Origin of the sequence: Alcanivorax xiamenensis, assembly GCF_009846745.1 — a bacterium.
Classification (GTDB): Bacteria; Pseudomonadota; Gammaproteobacteria; order Pseudomonadales; family Alcanivoracaceae; genus Alloalcanivorax; species Alloalcanivorax xiamenensis.
Genome location: NZ_AQPF01000019.1, coordinates 1 through 14512 on the forward strand (window position 1 = coordinate 1; position 14512 = coordinate 14512).

Sequence of the window (14512 nt, forward strand, 5' to 3'; positions counted from 1 at the left end):
CGGGTTTTGACTTTAGCGTCTGGCGTCCGGCTCATTTACTGAACCGTCACGCTCTCGCTGCCTTCTTTCTGCTGTTCACGCTGCTGCTGGTACAGAGCATCGAAATTCAGCGGCTGCAATACCATTTGCGGGAAAGACGCCTTGGATACCAGATCCGACACCACTTCGCGCACGTACGGGAACAGCAGGTTGGGGCAATAAGCGCCGAGCAACTGGTTGCGTTCCTCACCTTCGATACCGACCAGAGTGAAGATGCCGGACTGTTTTACTTCCACCAGGTAAAACGTCTTTTCTTCCGCCTCGTCCTTGGCGGTCACGGTTACCGTCACTTCCACTTCATACTCATTGGAGTCACCGAGCCGGCGGGCGTTGTTATTCAGTTGAACATTGACCTTCGGCTTCCACTCCTGCAGGAAAATCTCCGGCGCGCCCGGGCACTCGAAGGAAGCATCCTTCAGGTACACACGCTGCAGTTGAAATACTTTTTCCTGTTGATCCGCCATCATTATCTCCATGGTTTGCAGGGCCACCCCCGGCGACCCGTGTTATTCGGCATGCCCGGCATCGCCTGGCCAACCCTTACCCTTCTAGCGACTATTGGTTAAGCAATGCGTCCAACTCGCCCGCCCGTTCCAGGGCGAAAAGCTCATCGCAGCCTCCGACGTGACGCGTCCCGATCCAGATTTGCGGCACGGTACGCCGGCCGCTGCGTTCCATCATCTCCTGGCGCCCTCCGGCGACATGGTCCACGTCGATTTCATGAAGCCGCGCCGCCTTCGACACCAGTAAACTTTTGGCCCGCCGGCAGAAAGGACACCAGGAAGTGGTGTACATTGTCACCTCGGTCATAGTGTCACCCCGGCCATCAGGCTTTCACCACCGGCAGGTTATCATTGCGCCAGGCGTTGATGCCGCCCTGAATACGGTAGAGGTTGGGAATCCCCTTGCCGCGCAGTTGACGCCCCAGGTGTGACGACTGATTGCCCATTTTGCAGGCCAGAATCACCGGCCGGTCCTTGTAGGCCTGCAGCTGCGAGAGCTGGTCCATGACCTGACCGGCGGGGATATTGACACTACCAGCGATGTGGCCGGCGCGGAACTCCTCGCTGTCACGCAAGTCGATGATCACGCCCTTTTGCTGGTTGATCAGATTGGTGGCCAACTGCGGGCTGATGGGCTTGCCGCCGCGCCGGGACTCAATCGTGAAGAAAACAGCCCACAATAGAAAGAAGGCGGAGACCAGAAGGTAATGGTTGCTGGCGAACTCGATCAAACGATCCATGGTTACGTTCCTGCCGAGGTAAAATCGGCGCCAAGTATACACATCGGGGGCCGGTTACGGTAAAACCCGCTGCCATGAGACGTCTTTTTCCCCTGCTCCTGCTGTTGAGCCTGGTGGCCCGGGCGGACGATCCGTCCCCCGAGCAACTGGAAGCCCTGAAGGAGCGCATCCGCGAGCTGACCTCGGCTCAGAATCAGGACCTGGAGCGCCGCGACGATCTGCAGGCGAAGCTGCGCGACACCGAAAAACGCATCGGCACCCTGGGCCGCGAACAACGCCACCTGGACCGGGAAGTTCAGGACGCGGAACAGCGCCTGGCCGAGACCGAACAGCGCCAAGCCGAACTGGCGGCGGAGAAAAAGGTGCAATTATCATGGCTGGCCCGCACCGTGCGGACCAGCTACCAGGCCGGCCGGGAGGAGCGCATCAAGCTGCTCCTCAACCAGGAAGACCCGGAGCGGGTAGCCCGGTTGTTACGCTACCAGGAATACTTCCAGCGCGCGCGGCGGGATCGCCTGGTCAATCTGGAAGGTGAACTGGTCGACCTGCGTCAGGTGGCCCGGGAAGTGGCCGAAGCCCGCGCCGACCTGCTGGACCGGCGTACCGCCCTGGCCCGGCATCGCGAGGAGCTGGAGGCCGCCGGCCGTGAACGGGAGAAGGCGCTGGCCGCCCTTGGTCAGTCATTGGAGAACCGCGGCGGCCAGTTGAGCAGCCTGCGCGCGGATCAACAACGCCTGGAGCGTCTGCTGGAGCAGATGCGCCAAGCCGCCGAACAGGCGGCACGGGAGAGCGCCCCAAGCGGGCCTAGCCGCCCCGCCGCGAGCAGCGGCACCCCCTTCGGCAAGCTGGCGGGCGGTTTGCCCTGGCCGGTGCACGGCCCGGTGCTGACCAGCTACAACAGCCGCCGGGAAGGGGAACTACGTTGGACCGGCGTGATTCTGGGCGTGGACGAAGGCACTCCGGTGCAGGCCGTACACCCGGGACGAGTGGTATTCGCCGACTGGCTGCGTGGCTTCGGCCTGCTCATTATCCTCGATCACGGTGACGGCTACCTGACACTCTATGGCTACAATCAAAGCCTGCTGCGCCAGGTCGGTGACCAGGTCGCCACCGGCGATGTGCTGGCACTGGCGGGCCGTTCCGGCGGCAACAGCCGCAGCGCGCTGTACTTTGAAATCCGCCATCGCGGCAAGGCGGTGAACCCGGCGCGCTGGTGCGACCGCCGTGTTACACTGCCGCCCATTGCCCGTAACGACTGATCGACCGTAACAACTGATCGCCCGCGCCAACTGACGCCAGGATTAGAGCCTCATGTTGAAACTGCCTCACGCTGTTCTGCGCCATACCCTGCTCGCTCTTGCTCTTTCCGTTCCCACCCTGCACGCCGCCACTCCCGAGTCCCTGGACGATCAGGCCCGCGAAGCCGGCGTACCGGTGACCCAGTTGCGGGCCTTCGCCGAAGTGCTGGAACGGGTGCGCGGCGCCTATATCGAGGAAGTGGACGAGAAGGAGCTGCTCAACGCCGCCATCCGCGGCATGCTCTACGAGTTGGATCCGCACTCCGCTTACCTGACGCCGGATCAGTTCGAGGACCTGCAGACCACCACCACCGGCGAATTCGGCGGCCTGGGCCTGGAAGTGACCATGGAAGACGGCTTCGTCAAGGTGGTCACCCCGATTGACGATTCCCCCGCCGCCCGTGCCGGCATCCGCGCTGGCGATCTGATCCTGAAAATCGACGACACTTTCGTCAAGGGCCTGAGCCTGGAAGAGGCGGTGGAGAAAATGCGCGGCGAGCGTGGCTCCAAGGTGTCCCTGTCGATCCTCAGCGAAGGAGAGGAGCAACCGCGCACGGTGGTACTGGAGCGGGACCGCATCAAAGTACAGAGCGTGAAACAGGAAGCCCTGGAGCCCGGCTACGGTTATATCCGCATCTCCCAGTTCCAGAACAACACCGGCATGGAGACCGGCAAGGCGCTGGAGAAGCTACAAAAAGAAGGCAATCTCAAGGGACTGATCCTGGACCTGCGCAATAACCCGGGCGGAGTTCTGGACGGCGCCGTGCAGGTGGCGGATCTGTTCCTCAACAAGGGGCTGATCGTTTACACCCAGGGCCGTGACGAGGCCAGCCGTAACGATTACCGCGCCCACGCCGGTGACCAGCTTCAGGGCCTGCCGCTGGTGGTGCTGGTGAACGGCGGCTCCGCCTCCGCTTCGGAGATCGTCGCCGGCGCCCTGCAGGATCAGGGGCGCGCCGTGATTGTTGGCAATCGCACCTTCGGCAAAGGCTCGGTGCAGACGGTCCTGCCGATCAGCGGCGACAGCGCGCTGAAACTGACCACCGCCCGTTACTACACCCCCGAAGGACGCTCGATCCAGGCGGAAGGCATCGTTCCCGACATCAAAGTGGAAGTGGCCAGCGTCAAATTGCTCAAGGAACACCTGCCACGGGAGGCGGACCTGCCCCACCATCTGATGAACCAGAATGGCGAGAACGGGCCAGCGGAAGAACCGGAAGAAGAACCCCTGGCCAGCCGCGACTATCCACTGTCCCAGGCGCTGTCGATTCTCAAGGGGATTACGCTGGCGGGGAAACGCTAGAGAAGACCCTTCCCACAGACTGGCCTACGAAGCCGCTGTGGGAAGCGGCCTTGGCCGCGAATGCCCCCCCATTCGCTTGCAAGCAAGCTTCCCACAGCGGCTTCGTGGCAAGCTCTGAATTCATCTTTCCAGTCACCCGATATCATTTCAGTGCCAGCCAGCGCACCACCGAATCCGCCCTCCAGGCGTCATCACCGGCCGGCACCCAGGCCAGCACATCGGCGGCCATCAGGTTGGACAGCATATGCGACGCCTGACGCGGTAACGGCGCCAGTGCCGTGGCACCGGTGAGGGGGTCGGTTTGCAACCGCATACGCAGCCACTGATCGCGGCGATCGTCCGGACGCGCGTCTTCGAGTAAGCGGGCATGGCCCCAGGGCGGCCCCGCCGGATCGCCTTCCAGTACCCGCAGCACTTCCGCCACGTGCACCGTCAGCCCCACCAGCACCGCCGCCGGATTGCCCGGCAACCCGATCAGCGCGGTGCCTTCCCGGGTCCCGAACCACAGCGGCTTACCCGGCTTTTGCGCCAGCTTCCAAAAGTGCCGTGTCACCCCGAGCCGTTCCGCCACTTCCGGCACATAATCCCGGTCGCCCACGGACACGCCGCCAGTGGTGATAATCACGTCCGACTCCGCCAGCGCCTGCTCCAACGCCTGGCAAACGTCTTCGAAACGATCCGCCACCGCCTGGCAGCGCACCAGCGGCTGCCCTCGCTGCGCCAGCCAGCCACGCACCAGCGGACCGTTGGCGTCATAGATTTGCCCAGGCCTCAGCCGCTCCCCCACCGGCCTGACTTCGTCGCCGGTCACCAGCACCGTCACCCTGGCTTTCGGATACGCCTTCACGTTCGCCACGCCGGCCATGGCCAGTGCCGCCAGCCGGCCGGCGTCCAGCCGTGTGCCGGCCGCCGCCAATTCGGTACCGACTTGCAGTTCCTCACCCTGGTGTCGCAGATCCGTGTCCGGCGCCACCACGCGATCCACGCGGATGGCGTCCTCCTCACGGACCACCCACTCCTGACGCACGATGGTATCGGCCCCCGGCGGTACCGGCGCGCCGGTCAGAATGCGCATGGCGCAACCCGGCGCCAACGCTGTTTCCGTGCTTTGCCCGGCGGGAATGTCGCCACTGAGGGTCAATCGCACCGGACTATCCTGCGTGGCCACGGCCAGATCGACGCTGCGTGCGGCATAGCCGTCCACCGCGCTCTGATCAAACAACGGCAGGTCCACCACCGCCCTCACCGGGGCCGCCAATACCTGGCCCAACGCCGCCTCGACCGGTTGCTCCCGGGCCGGCAGCGGGGTCAACACGCGCCGGTACGTGGCCAGAGCCTCGGCCACCGGCAGCAGTCCCGGCGTGGTACCGCATCCCATCAGAGTGTCTCCTTCAATCTGGTCTTGGGGATAGGAATTCGGCCATATTCGCTGCCAAGGCAGCTTCCCACAGAGACTGTGGGAAGCTGCCTTGGCAGCGAATATGGCTCTCTTCCAGGAAAAGACCTCGATCTCTTTGCGGCCGGCGTCAAACGTCCCGCGCCGCGTGCCTTAATTACTGATAACCGCCCGGATGCGGGCGGCCGGCCCGGCACACTTCCAGCAGATGCACCAGCCCTGGCAACAGCGCCGCCAGCGTCTCCTCCGCGCCGCGCCGGCTGCCCGGGAAGGTCACCACCACGCTCTCTCCGGCCAGGCCGGCAATGCCTCGGGACATCATGGCGTAGGGAGTGCGACGCTGACCAAAGTCCCGGGCCGCTTCCATTACCCCGGGCAGTTCGGTGGTCAACATGGGTTGCACCGTGTCCACGGTGCAATCGCGGGGACCAACGCCGGTGCCGCCGACAGTCACGACCAGCGCCGTGCCTTCGGCCAGCCGTGCCCGCACCGCCTCGCGCAATTGCTCCGGCTCATCCGGCAACACCTGATAGTGCACCGGCTCAAAACCAGCGGCGGCCAATCCTTCTTCCACCGAGCGCCCGGCGGTATCCGGTTTGCGGCCCGCGGCCACGGTGTCCGACAGCACGATCACCGCGGCGCTCATCGGCGCACGCAGATAGCGACGGAACTGGGACTTGCCACCGGTTTTTTCCAGCAAGCGACCGTCGGTAATTTCCAACTGATCCGGGCGGCAATGTGGCTTGAGCATGTCGTACAAGGTGAGCGCCGCCATCTGCGCGGCGGTAAGCGCTTCCATCTCCACTCCGGTGGGGCCAATGGTTTGCACTTCGGCCAGGACCGTCACCTGCTCCTCACCCAGTTCGAACTCCAGTTCAGCGCGGTGGATCGGTAGCGGGTGGCATAGCGGCAGCAATTCGTCGGTGCGCTTGGCGGCAAGAATGCCGGCGATGCGAGCGGTCTTCAGGGCATCGCCTTTGTCGGTGTCGCCACGGCGCAGGCGCTCGATGCAGTCCTGAGGGGCCCGCAGCCGACATTGGGCGCGGGCGCTGCGAAACGAGTCCGGTTTATTACTGACGTCTTTCAAGAATGGTCTCCATCACAATGGTGGACCCGGTGATGGTCCGGGTGAACGTCACGCTGATTGTCCGAATGAGCATCGGAATGGGTGTCCGGGCGAATGCAGCAACCCTGGACATAGGCGCTGCTGCCGTCGGTATAAAATTCTTCTTTCCAGATCGGCGCCTGATGCTTTACCTCATCGACCAGATAACGGCAGGCCTCGAACGCTTCCGCCCGGTGCGCGGCTCGCGCCACGCAGACGATCGCCACGTCACCGATACGCAGTGCGCCCAGGCGATGCACTACCCGGCAATAGCTCAGCCCAAAACGCTCACGGGCCTGCTGCTCGATCTCGGCGATGCGTTTCTCCGCCAACGGCACGTAGGCGGTATAGCGCAGGCTCTCCACCGGCAATCCCTGATGATGGTCACGCACGGTGCCGGCGAACAGCGCCAAACCGCCGCACTCCGGGTACTGATCCAGCGCCAGCAACGCGTCGATGGCGATCGGCTGTTCGGTCAAGTGCGTCCGGTTACTCGAATCCGTCATGGTCATCCCCCCGCCACCGGCGGCAACAGCACCAGGTGGCCGTTTTCCGGCAGCGGGTCGGAACGCAACAGGACGTCGGTATCGCGCACCGCCGCGCACTGCTCCAGGCGCGGTTGCAGGGCCGGACACTGATCGGCCAACAGCACCAGGGCCTCGGCCACCGTGGCCGGCGCCGTTTCCGCGGCCAGCGTGATACGTTCCCCGCCCGCCAGCGGGATCAGCTCACCGTAAAGTTCAAAGGACAGATTCATCAGCCTCCCATCCCGTGCATGGTGATTGGTCGGTCCACCGGCCCCGGCGTCGCCGAGTAGCCGGCGTCCTTGTACCAGACGCGTTGTTCAATGCGATGCCGCAGCCGCGCCTCGCTCTCCCCGCCGCGCAGCGGCGTCAGCAGATCATGCCCCTGGCGGGCGAACAGGCAAGTGTAAAGGTGCCCGTTGGCGGTCAAACGCAGCCGGTCGCAGTCGGCGCAAAACGGTTTGGTCACCGTCGAGATCACGCCCACGGTGTAGTCGTCATCGAGCCGGTATTCGGTGGCCGGGGCGGCGCCTCGCGCTCGAGCCTGGATCCGATAGTGATCAGCCAGGGTAGCGAGGATCCGGGCCTCGGACACCACCTGGTCCTCACGCCAGCGCCCCGGTTCATCCAAGGGCATATATTCGATGAAGCGTAGCGGCAGGCCCCGGACTTTTGCCCAGTGGGCCAGCGGCAGGATCTGGTCGTCGTTATACCCTTGAATCAGCACCGCGTTCAGTTTCACCGGCAGGCCGCTGTCGCGGGCCTTTTCGATCCCCGCCAGCACCGGCGCCAACCGGCGCCCGGTGAGCGCCTGGAAGCGGCCCTCGTCCACCGCGTCCAGGCTGATGTTCAAATCGTCCAGGCCCGCCTCGATCAGGTCATCAAGCAGCTCCGGCAAACGGGTACCGTTGGTGGTCATCGACAGCCGTTTCAAACCACGCTCACGCAACCCGGACAGTGCCGCCACGCATGCCACCACATCCCTGCGCAGCAGCGGCTCGCCACCAGTCAGGCGCAGTTCTTCAATGCCGTTGTCCACGAACAGGGTCGCCAGCCGCAGCAGCTCCTCCCGGTTCATCAGTTCCCGCCCGGGCAGCCATTGGGGATGTTCCGGCATGCAATACCGGCAACGGAAGTTGCAGCGATCGGTCAAGGACAAGCGCAGCTTGCGTTTGATACGGCCGAAACGGTCCTGCAATGGCTCTTTTACTGACAACGGCTCAAAGGCTACGCCCATGATCAGTCTCCCCGGCTCAGACGGGCACAAGCGTCGGCCACTTCCGCGGGGTTGTTCAAACTCCACAGCGGCTCCGGCTGCACGTCGGAAAAGTCCACCGGCCACGCGCCGATGGTGGCGAACCAGTGACGTGGCGCCCGCTCACCAAGCTCCAGCGCTTCGGCAAGCCCGCTCTCCAGATCGCGATTCAGCAGGCAGCACAAGTACTGCCCCTGACCATGCGCCTCAGCATACGCTGCCCGCAAGCCTTGCAGCTTGGCCTGGATCATTAAACGGGGCAGCAGATCGTCGGGCAAGGTCACCGCATCACAGGGGAGAATAAGAACCCACCGAGTGGAGGCAGTGCGTAACGCGGCCAGAATACCGGCCAGGGGCCCACGAAAATCCGGCCAGGGATCACTGACCACCGGCACACCCAATGCCTGATAGGCACGCAGATTACGATTGGCCACGATCAGTCTCGCCGTTCCGGCGGGCACCGCTTGCAGCACCCGCTCCACCAGGCTGCGACCCAATACCGGAATCAGGCCCTTGTCCACACCACCGAGCCGGCGTCCCTGGCCACCCGCGAGGATCGCAACGGTCACGTCCTCCATCACGCGCCCTCCGCCAATCTTGCCCCTTCGATCAGGGCGCGGATTTCCGGCTGGCAGGAGCCGCAATTGGTGCCCGCCCTGACGCAGCGCCCAACGCCCTCCACCGAGGTTAACCCGTTATCGCGAATGGCGTCGAGGATGGTATTCCGACCCACCGAGTAACAAGAGCAGACCGTGGCACCGACATCGTCGGCCGGATCCACCGACCGTCCCAGCTTGAGCCCGACGACATCCGCCTCGGAGACATCCTGCTTGCCGAAAACACGACTCAGCCAACTGCGTGAAGGCAGCTCCGCGCGCGGTGACAGATAGGCGCAGGCCAGCAAGCGTCCTTGCTCCAGAACCACGGCGCGATAGTCGCCGGCACTGTCCTCACCTACTTCCAGCCACTGCGTCTGCTCACCGAGCCCCAACAGCGCCCGGCTCCACAGATGCGGCGCCTCGAGCCGGCCCCGGCCGGCCAGTTCATAGCGCAGAAAACCGTCACCCTGGATACAAACCCAATAGGCCGGTGCCTCGCGGCCTTCAAATTGGAGCGGGGAACGGCTATGGACCACCCCGTGCCAATCCACCGGGAACGGCGACACCATCACTGGCGTGTGTTTGAATTCCGGTTCTCCGGAGAGCGGATCCACCACCGGGTTGACCAGCGCGCCAACGCGGGCATCCGACGCTCGCTGGTCATTCCAGTGAATCGGCACGAACACCGTCCGGCGAGGCTGGTCAGCGGTGCAACGCAACCGCGCCACCATCGCGCCCCAACGACTGGCCACGCGCACCAGGGCGCCATCCTGCACGCCGCACAACATCGCTTCGTAAGGATGCATTTCCACGAACGGCTCGGGCAGGTGGCTGGCCAGACGCGGGGCGCGGCCGGTGCGCGTCATGGTGTGCCATTGGTCGCGAATACGGCCAGTGTTGAGCACCAGCGGGAACTCGTCATCCACCGCATTGACCGGAGCACGGGGTGCGGTAGGCACCAGCCGGGCCTTGCCATCCCCATGGAAAAAGCGGCGGTCCTGGAACAGCCGGGGGGTATGTTCACCAGCTTGCGGCACCGGCCACTGGCACGGGCGCAGGCGATCATAGCCCTCGGCGTCGAGGCCCGCCAAACCGCCAATATGGAAAGCACGCCGCACGCCATCGTCGTCATTGCGCCAGGCCGACAGCCGCGCGTGTTCATCGAAAATTTGATGGGGTTGCTCATAGGCGAAGCCATCGAACCCCAGCCGCCGGGCCACCTCACTGACCGCCCACCAGTCCGGCTTTGCCTTTCCCGGTGCCGGCAGAAAGGCTTTTTGCCGGGACAGGCAGCGTTCCGAGTTGGTCACGGTACCGTCTTTCTCGCCCCAGCCCAGAGCCGGCAGAACCACGTGGGCCTCGGCGGCGGTGTCGGTATCGGCGAACAAATCGGACACCACCAGCAGCTCGCATCGGCGCAGGGCCTCGCGGACCCGGTCGGCGTCCGGCAGGCTCACCACCGGGTTGGTGGCCATCACCCACAACGCTTTGATACGGCCTTCGTGTACCGCCTCAAACAAGTCCACGGCTTTCAAACCCGGTTCCCGGGCAATGCGCGGACTGCCCCAGAACTCCTGCACCAGTTGCCGGTGCGCCGGTTCATCCAGTTCCAGGTGCGCCGCCAACGTATTGGACAGGCCGCCCACTTCCCGGCCGCCCATGGCATTGGGCTGGCCGGTGATGGAAAACGGCCCCATGCCGGGCTCGCCAAGCCGTCCGGTGAGCAAGTGGCAATTGATGATGCTGTTGACCTTGTCGGTGCCGCTGGACGATTGGTTCACGCCCTGGGAAAACACCGTCACCACTTTACGGGTGCGCGCGAACAGGGCGTAAAACGCCTGCAATTGCGCCACCGGCACCCCGCAGGCCTTGGCGACCGCTTCCAGGCGGCCGCCACTGCCGCGGGCGACGGCCAGCGCTTCGGCGGCACCGCCGGTGTGGTTGGCGACAAACCCGGTGTCCACCACGCCGTGCTCTTCCAGATAGGTGAGCAGCCCGTTGAATAACCAGACGTCGGAGCCGGCTTTCACCGGCAAGTGCAGATCCGCCTGCTCGCAGGTGGCGGTGCGGCGCGGGTCCACCACCACGATGCGTTTCTCCGGCCGCTCGCGCCGGCTGCGCATCAGCCGCTGATAAACGATCGGGTGACACCAAGCGGTATTGGAGCCCACCAACACCACCAGATCCGCCTCTTCCAGATCCTGATAATTGCCGCCCACCAGATCTTCACCGAAGGCGCGTTTGTGGCCGGCCACCGCCGAGGACATGCACAGCCGCGAATTGGTATCGATGTTGGCGGTGCCAAGCCAGCCCTTCACCAGCTTGTTGGCGACATAGTAGTCCTCGGTCAACAGCTGGCCGGAGACGTAGAAGGCCACCGCCTCCGGACCATGCTGGTCGATGATACGGCGTAAGTCCGTGGCTACCCGGCCCAGCGCCCGGTCCCAGGACACGGTTTGCTCCCGTCCGGCCTGATCCCGCATCAGTGGCCGCAACAGGCGCCCTTCCAACCCCACCGTTTCCGCCAACGCCGACCCTTTCACACAAAGACGGCCATGGTTCGCCGGGTGATCCGGATCACCTTCGATGCGTAACCGGTTCGGCGCGCTCTCATCCCCGGGCGTGGCGATCACGCCACAGCCCACACCACAGTAGGGGCAGGTGGTGCAGGTCATGTTCCCACCTCCGCCAGCCCATCCGCCTCGACGCCGAAAGTGTCCAGCAGCGTCTGAACCATGGGCTCGCAACCGCCACAACCGGTGGCGGCGCCAGTACACTGCTTGATCGCCGCCAGATCACAGTGCCCCTCGGCGATGGCCTGGCACAAGGTTCCCTTGGTCACATTCTGGCACTGGCACAGCGTGGCGCTGTCCGGCAACCGGGTGACATCGAGGGCCGGCGCGGCCCCCTGGGCGGCGGGCAGGATCAATTGCTCCGGCGTTTCCGGCAACGCCATGTCATTGAGCATCAGTTGCAACAAGGTGTTGTATTCCCGTGCGTCGCCCACCAGCACGCCGCCCAGCAGGCGACGACCGTCCTCGCTGACCACCAGCTTCTTGTAAATCTGCTTGCGCTCGTCCTCGTAGCGATAACAGCAGGCTCCCGGCGTGCTGGCATGGGCATCCCCCAGGGACGCCACGTCCACGCCCATCAACTTCAATTTGGTGGACATATCGGCGCCGGTGAACGGTAGCGCCCGTGTTTCATCACGCCGATGCCGCAAATGACTGACGGCGGCGCGCGCCATCTCGTAACCGGGCGCCACCAGGCCATAGATGCGCCCGCCCCAGAGCGCGCACTCGCCGATGGCGTAAACATCCGGATCGGAGGTACGGCAGTGATTGTCGATGATGATCCCGCCGCGCTCGCCCACCGCCAGACCGGCGTCGCGGGCCAGCGTGTCCTGGGGGCGAATGCCGGCGGAAAATACCACCAGGTCCGCTTCCAGGTGCTCGCCATCGGCGAAGTTGAGACGGTGACGGTAGAACTCCCCGTCAATGATTTCCGTGGTGTTCATGCCGGTATGCACGAACACGCCGAGCTGTTCGATCTTGCGGCGCAGCAGCGCGCCGCCGCCATCGTCCACCTGCACCGCCATCAGGCGCGGCGCGAATTCCACCACATGGGTTTGCAAGCCGATATCGCGCAGGGCTTTGGCCGCTTCAAGACCGAGCAGGCCACCGCCTATCACCGCGCCCACTTCCGCATCCCGCCCGGATGCCATGATCGCTTCCAGATCCTCGATGGTGCGGTACACCAGGCAACCGGCGCGGCCACGCCCCGGCACCGGCGGCACGAACGGGTAGGACCCGGTGGCCAGCACCAGCTTGTCGTAGTCCAGCGTGGCCCCCTTGGCGGTCCGGATCGTCTTGTTCTGCAGATCGATGCTGTCGGCGCCCTCACTCAAACGCAGCTCAAGGCCGTGGCGTTCAAAAAAACGCTCCGGCACCAGGGACAAGTCCTCGCTGCTGCGTCCGGTGAAAAATTCCGACAGGTGAACCCGGTCGTAGGCCGGGCGCGGTTCCGCGCATAACACCGTGACCTGATAACGGTGATGCAGCCCGTCCGCCACCAGATGGTCCAGATATTTCTGCCCCACCATGCCGTTCCCAATCACCACCAACCGTTCCTGTTTCATCACCACCTCCATCGGATCCGGTGTCTCAGGCGTTACCGCCGACAACCTGGGCGGACCGCTGTGCCAGGGCTTCCTGGTAAAGTTCTTCTTCACGGGCTTTATGCGCGGCGGAGAAACGCACGGCGATGGCGCACAGGGCGCTGACCAGCACCAAAGCGCCAAGGATGAACAGGGTGTGCTGTACTTCCCCCACCCACAGCAGCAGGAAACCGGCGGCCACCGCGCCCACATTACCGCCGGCGCCGATAATGCCAGCCACGCCGCCGAGCGCCTGGCGGTCGATGAACGGCACCAGAGCGTAGGTGGCGCCGCAGGCCGTATGGGTGAACAGGCCGAAGGCGAGCATCGACAGCACCGCCAGTTGGAAATTGTCCATCAGTGAGAACAGCAGCAGCCCCAGCCCCTCGCCAACGATGAGCACGAACAGCACCAGGGCACGGGCATCCAGACCACCCCGGCGTGCCACCTGATCGGAAACCCAGCCGCCGAGCGCGCGGGCGAACAGGGCCAGCAAGCCGAAGCTGCCCGCCACCAGCCCCGCGCTTTTCAAGGACAAGTCGAAGTTATCGAGAAAATAGGTGGCGACCACGTTGTGCATGAAAATTTCGACGCCAAAGCAAGCGCCGTAGGTGACGAACAGCATCCATACACGATAGTTGCCCGCGGCCAGTTTGAAGCTGTCCCAACCGCCTTTCTTCCCCGTATCCGGAACCTTGCCGGCGGCACGCAGATCGCTGTAATTGCCGTCCATGCAATCCTGGGTGAAACGCCAGTAAAGAAACGCCATCACCAACATCAGAACCCCGGGCACCAGCAAGGCCAGACGCCAGCCGAACGCTTCACCAACGCCAAACATCAACACCGCGCCAAGCACCAATGGCATCAGCGCCTGCGCCGCGCCACCACCGGCATTGCCCCAGCCCGCCGCTGCCGCATTGGCGGTGCCCACCACGTTGGGCGCATACATGATCGAAGTGTGGTACTGGGTAATCACGAAGCTGGCGCCCACGGCACCGATGAGAAGGCGAAAGAACAGAAAGCTCTCGTAGCTCTGCGCCGCCGCCACGCCGAACACCGGAATAGCGCCAAGCAACATCAAGCCGGTGTAGGTCTTGCGCGGCCCATACCGGTCACAAAGCGGGCCGATGATCAGCCGGACGAGAATGGTGATCGCCACGGCGGCGATGTTGATGTTGGCGATCTGCTTGGTGGTCAGACCGAATTCACCGCGAATCACCGGCATCAAAGGGGCGCAGGCGAACCACGCGAAGAAGCAGACGAAGAACGCCATCCAGGTCAGATGGAAGACCCGGGTCTGTACCAGGCGCAGATCAAAAAGTTGCAATCGGGTTGCTTTATCAGTGTGCATGGTCTGAATTCCTCACCAGAACACACCGCAACTCGCAAGGACCATGCCACGGCCGCCGACCGCCCGAAAGGGCCACCGTGAGCGGACGTCCGCGCGCCCCGACTCCCGTCTTTTTTATTTATAAAACAAGAAACTAGGGCGGCCGCATCGATAGCCGCCACCCCGACTTATGGTGCCGGTGAGACCACCCGGCGGCGTCAATCCGCCCCGCGCCATGCCCATATCGGGTGCAGATTTAATGCA

14 protein-coding genes are annotated in these 14512 nt (G+C 64.1%); 2 read left to right on the plus strand and 12 right to left on the minus strand.

Features of this window, described 5'->3' with window-relative positions:
• Positions 1-35: 35 nt before the first annotated feature.
• The 3 genes from secB to A6D6_RS12355 form a co-directional block, all read right to left on the minus strand.
• A complete protein-coding gene (secB, locus tag A6D6_RS12345; protein WP_159660926.1) occupies positions 36-503 on the minus strand; it encodes a protein-export chaperone SecB in 468 nt (155 codons plus the stop codon).
• A gap of 91 nt (positions 504-594) precedes the next feature.
• Positions 595-849 carry a glutaredoxin 3 gene (gene grxC / locus A6D6_RS12350; RefSeq protein WP_133491596.1) on the minus strand — a complete coding sequence of 85 codons (255 nt, stop codon included), beginning with the start codon at positions 847-849 and terminating at the stop codon, positions 595-597.
• Between the two features lie 16 nt (positions 850-865).
• Positions 866-1282 (minus strand): rhodanese-like domain-containing protein, encoded by a 417-nt coding sequence (locus tag A6D6_RS12355; RefSeq protein WP_133491595.1) that lies wholly within the window; start codon positions 1280-1282, stop codon positions 866-868.
• Positions 1283-1356: 74 nt separating this feature from the next.
• Here A6D6_RS12355 and A6D6_RS12360 point away from each other — a divergent pair, with 74 nt between their 5' ends.
• Together A6D6_RS12360 and A6D6_RS12365 are read left to right on the plus strand one after the other, a co-directional pair.
• Positions 1357-2541 (plus strand): murein hydrolase activator EnvC family protein, encoded by a 1185-nt coding sequence (locus A6D6_RS12360; protein WP_159660897.1) that lies wholly within the window; start codon positions 1357-1359, stop codon positions 2539-2541.
• A gap of 52 nt (positions 2542-2593) precedes the next feature.
• Complete coding sequence (locus A6D6_RS12365; protein ID WP_133491593.1) at positions 2594-3883, plus strand: S41 family peptidase; 1290 nt, start codon at positions 2594-2596, stop codon at positions 3881-3883.
• A 142-nt stretch (positions 3884-4025) separates the two neighbouring features.
• Here A6D6_RS12365 and A6D6_RS12370 read toward each other — a convergent pair whose 3' ends face one another.
• The 9 genes from A6D6_RS12370 to A6D6_RS12410 all read right to left on the minus strand — a co-directional run bounded on the left by A6D6_RS12370 (position 4026) and on the right by A6D6_RS12410 (position 14269).
• Positions 4026-5261, minus strand: coding sequence for a molybdopterin molybdotransferase MoeA (locus tag A6D6_RS12370; protein WP_159660898.1), 1236 nt, complete (start codon positions 5259-5261; stop codon positions 4026-4028).
• Between the two features lie 175 nt (positions 5262-5436).
• On the minus strand, positions 5437-6366 hold the full coding sequence (gene moaCB / locus A6D6_RS12375) for a bifunctional molybdenum cofactor biosynthesis protein MoaC/MoaB (RefSeq protein ID WP_159660899.1): 930 nt from the start codon (positions 6364-6366) through the stop codon (positions 5437-5439).
• Positions 6363-6890, minus strand: coding sequence for a molybdenum cofactor biosynthesis protein MoaE (locus A6D6_RS12380; RefSeq protein WP_236564097.1), 528 nt, complete (start codon positions 6888-6890; stop codon positions 6363-6365). Before A6D6_RS12380 ends, moaCB begins: the two co-directional genes overlap by 4 nt.
• A 2-nt stretch (positions 6891-6892) precedes the next feature.
• On the minus strand, positions 6893-7141 hold the full coding sequence (locus A6D6_RS12385) for a MoaD/ThiS family protein (protein ID WP_133491590.1): 249 nt from the start codon (positions 7139-7141) through the stop codon (positions 6893-6895).
• Positions 7141-8145, minus strand: coding sequence for a GTP 3',8-cyclase MoaA (gene moaA, locus A6D6_RS12390; RefSeq protein WP_159660900.1), 1005 nt, complete (start codon positions 8143-8145; stop codon positions 7141-7143). Before moaA ends, A6D6_RS12385 begins: the two co-directional genes overlap by 1 nt.
• A gap of 2 nt (positions 8146-8147) precedes the next feature.
• The gene (mobA, locus tag A6D6_RS12395; protein WP_236564099.1) at positions 8148-8741 is read right to left on the minus strand and encodes a molybdenum cofactor guanylyltransferase MobA; all 594 of its coding nucleotides are present in this window, start codon (positions 8739-8741) and stop codon (positions 8148-8150) included.
• Positions 8741-11437 (minus strand): nitrate reductase, encoded by a 2697-nt coding sequence (locus A6D6_RS12400; RefSeq protein ID WP_159660902.1) that lies wholly within the window; start codon positions 11435-11437, stop codon positions 8741-8743. The genes mobA and A6D6_RS12400 overlap by 1 nt, the downstream gene beginning before the upstream one ends.
• The gene (gene nirB / locus A6D6_RS12405) at positions 11434-12900 is read right to left on the minus strand and encodes a nitrite reductase large subunit NirB (RefSeq protein ID WP_159660903.1); all 1467 of its coding nucleotides are present in this window, start codon (positions 12898-12900) and stop codon (positions 11434-11436) included. The genes A6D6_RS12400 and nirB overlap by 4 nt, the downstream gene beginning before the upstream one ends.
• Positions 12901-12925: 25 nt before the next feature.
• Entirely contained in the window at positions 12926-14269 is a 1344-nt protein-coding gene (locus tag A6D6_RS12410; protein WP_159660904.1) for an MFS transporter, read from the minus strand.
• Positions 14270-14512 lie beyond the last annotated feature (243 nt).

Bases quoted from the DNA above. Each gene is read 5' to 3' on its own strand.
- moaA (WP_159660900.1), bottom strand. From the start codon at position 8,145: ATGGGCGTAGCCTTTGAGCCGTTGTCAGTAAAAGAGCCATTGCAGGAC.
- nirB (WP_159660903.1), bottom strand. From the start codon at position 12,900: ATGAAACAGGAACGGTTGGTGGTGATTGGGAACGGCATGGTGGGGCAG.
- A6D6_RS12385 (WP_133491590.1), bottom strand. From the start codon at position 7,141: ATGAATCTGTCCTTTGAACTTTACGGTGAGCTGATCCCGCTGGCGGGC.
- A6D6_RS12370 (WP_159660898.1), bottom strand. From the start codon at position 5,261: ATGGGATGCGGTACCACGCCGGGACTGCTGCCGGTGGCCGAGGCTCTG.
- grxC (WP_133491596.1), bottom strand. From the start codon at position 849: ATGACCGAGGTGACAATGTACACCACTTCCTGGTGTCCTTTCTGCCGG.
- mobA (WP_236564099.1), bottom strand. From the start codon at position 8,741: ATGGAGGACGTGACCGTTGCGATCCTCGCGGGTGGCCAGGGACGCCGG.
- A6D6_RS12360 (WP_159660897.1), top strand. From the start codon at position 1,357: ATGAGACGTCTTTTTCCCCTGCTCCTGCTGTTGAGCCTGGTGGCCCGG.
- A6D6_RS12365 (WP_133491593.1), top strand. From the start codon at position 2,594: ATGTTGAAACTGCCTCACGCTGTTCTGCGCCATACCCTGCTCGCTCTT.
- A6D6_RS12355 (WP_133491595.1), bottom strand. From the start codon at position 1,282: ATGGATCGTTTGATCGAGTTCGCCAGCAACCATTACCTTCTGGTCTCC.
- A6D6_RS12380 (WP_236564097.1), bottom strand. From the start codon at position 6,890: ATGACGGATTCGAGTAACCGGACGCACTTGACCGAACAGCCGATCGCC.
- A6D6_RS12400 (WP_159660902.1), bottom strand. From the start codon at position 11,437: ATGACCTGCACCACCTGCCCCTACTGTGGTGTGGGCTGTGGCGTGATC.
- A6D6_RS12410 (WP_159660904.1), bottom strand. From the start codon at position 14,269: ATGCACACTGATAAAGCAACCCGATTGCAACTTTTTGATCTGCGCCTG.
- secB (WP_159660926.1), bottom strand. From the start codon at position 503: ATGGCGGATCAACAGGAAAAAGTATTTCAACTGCAGCGTGTGTACCTG.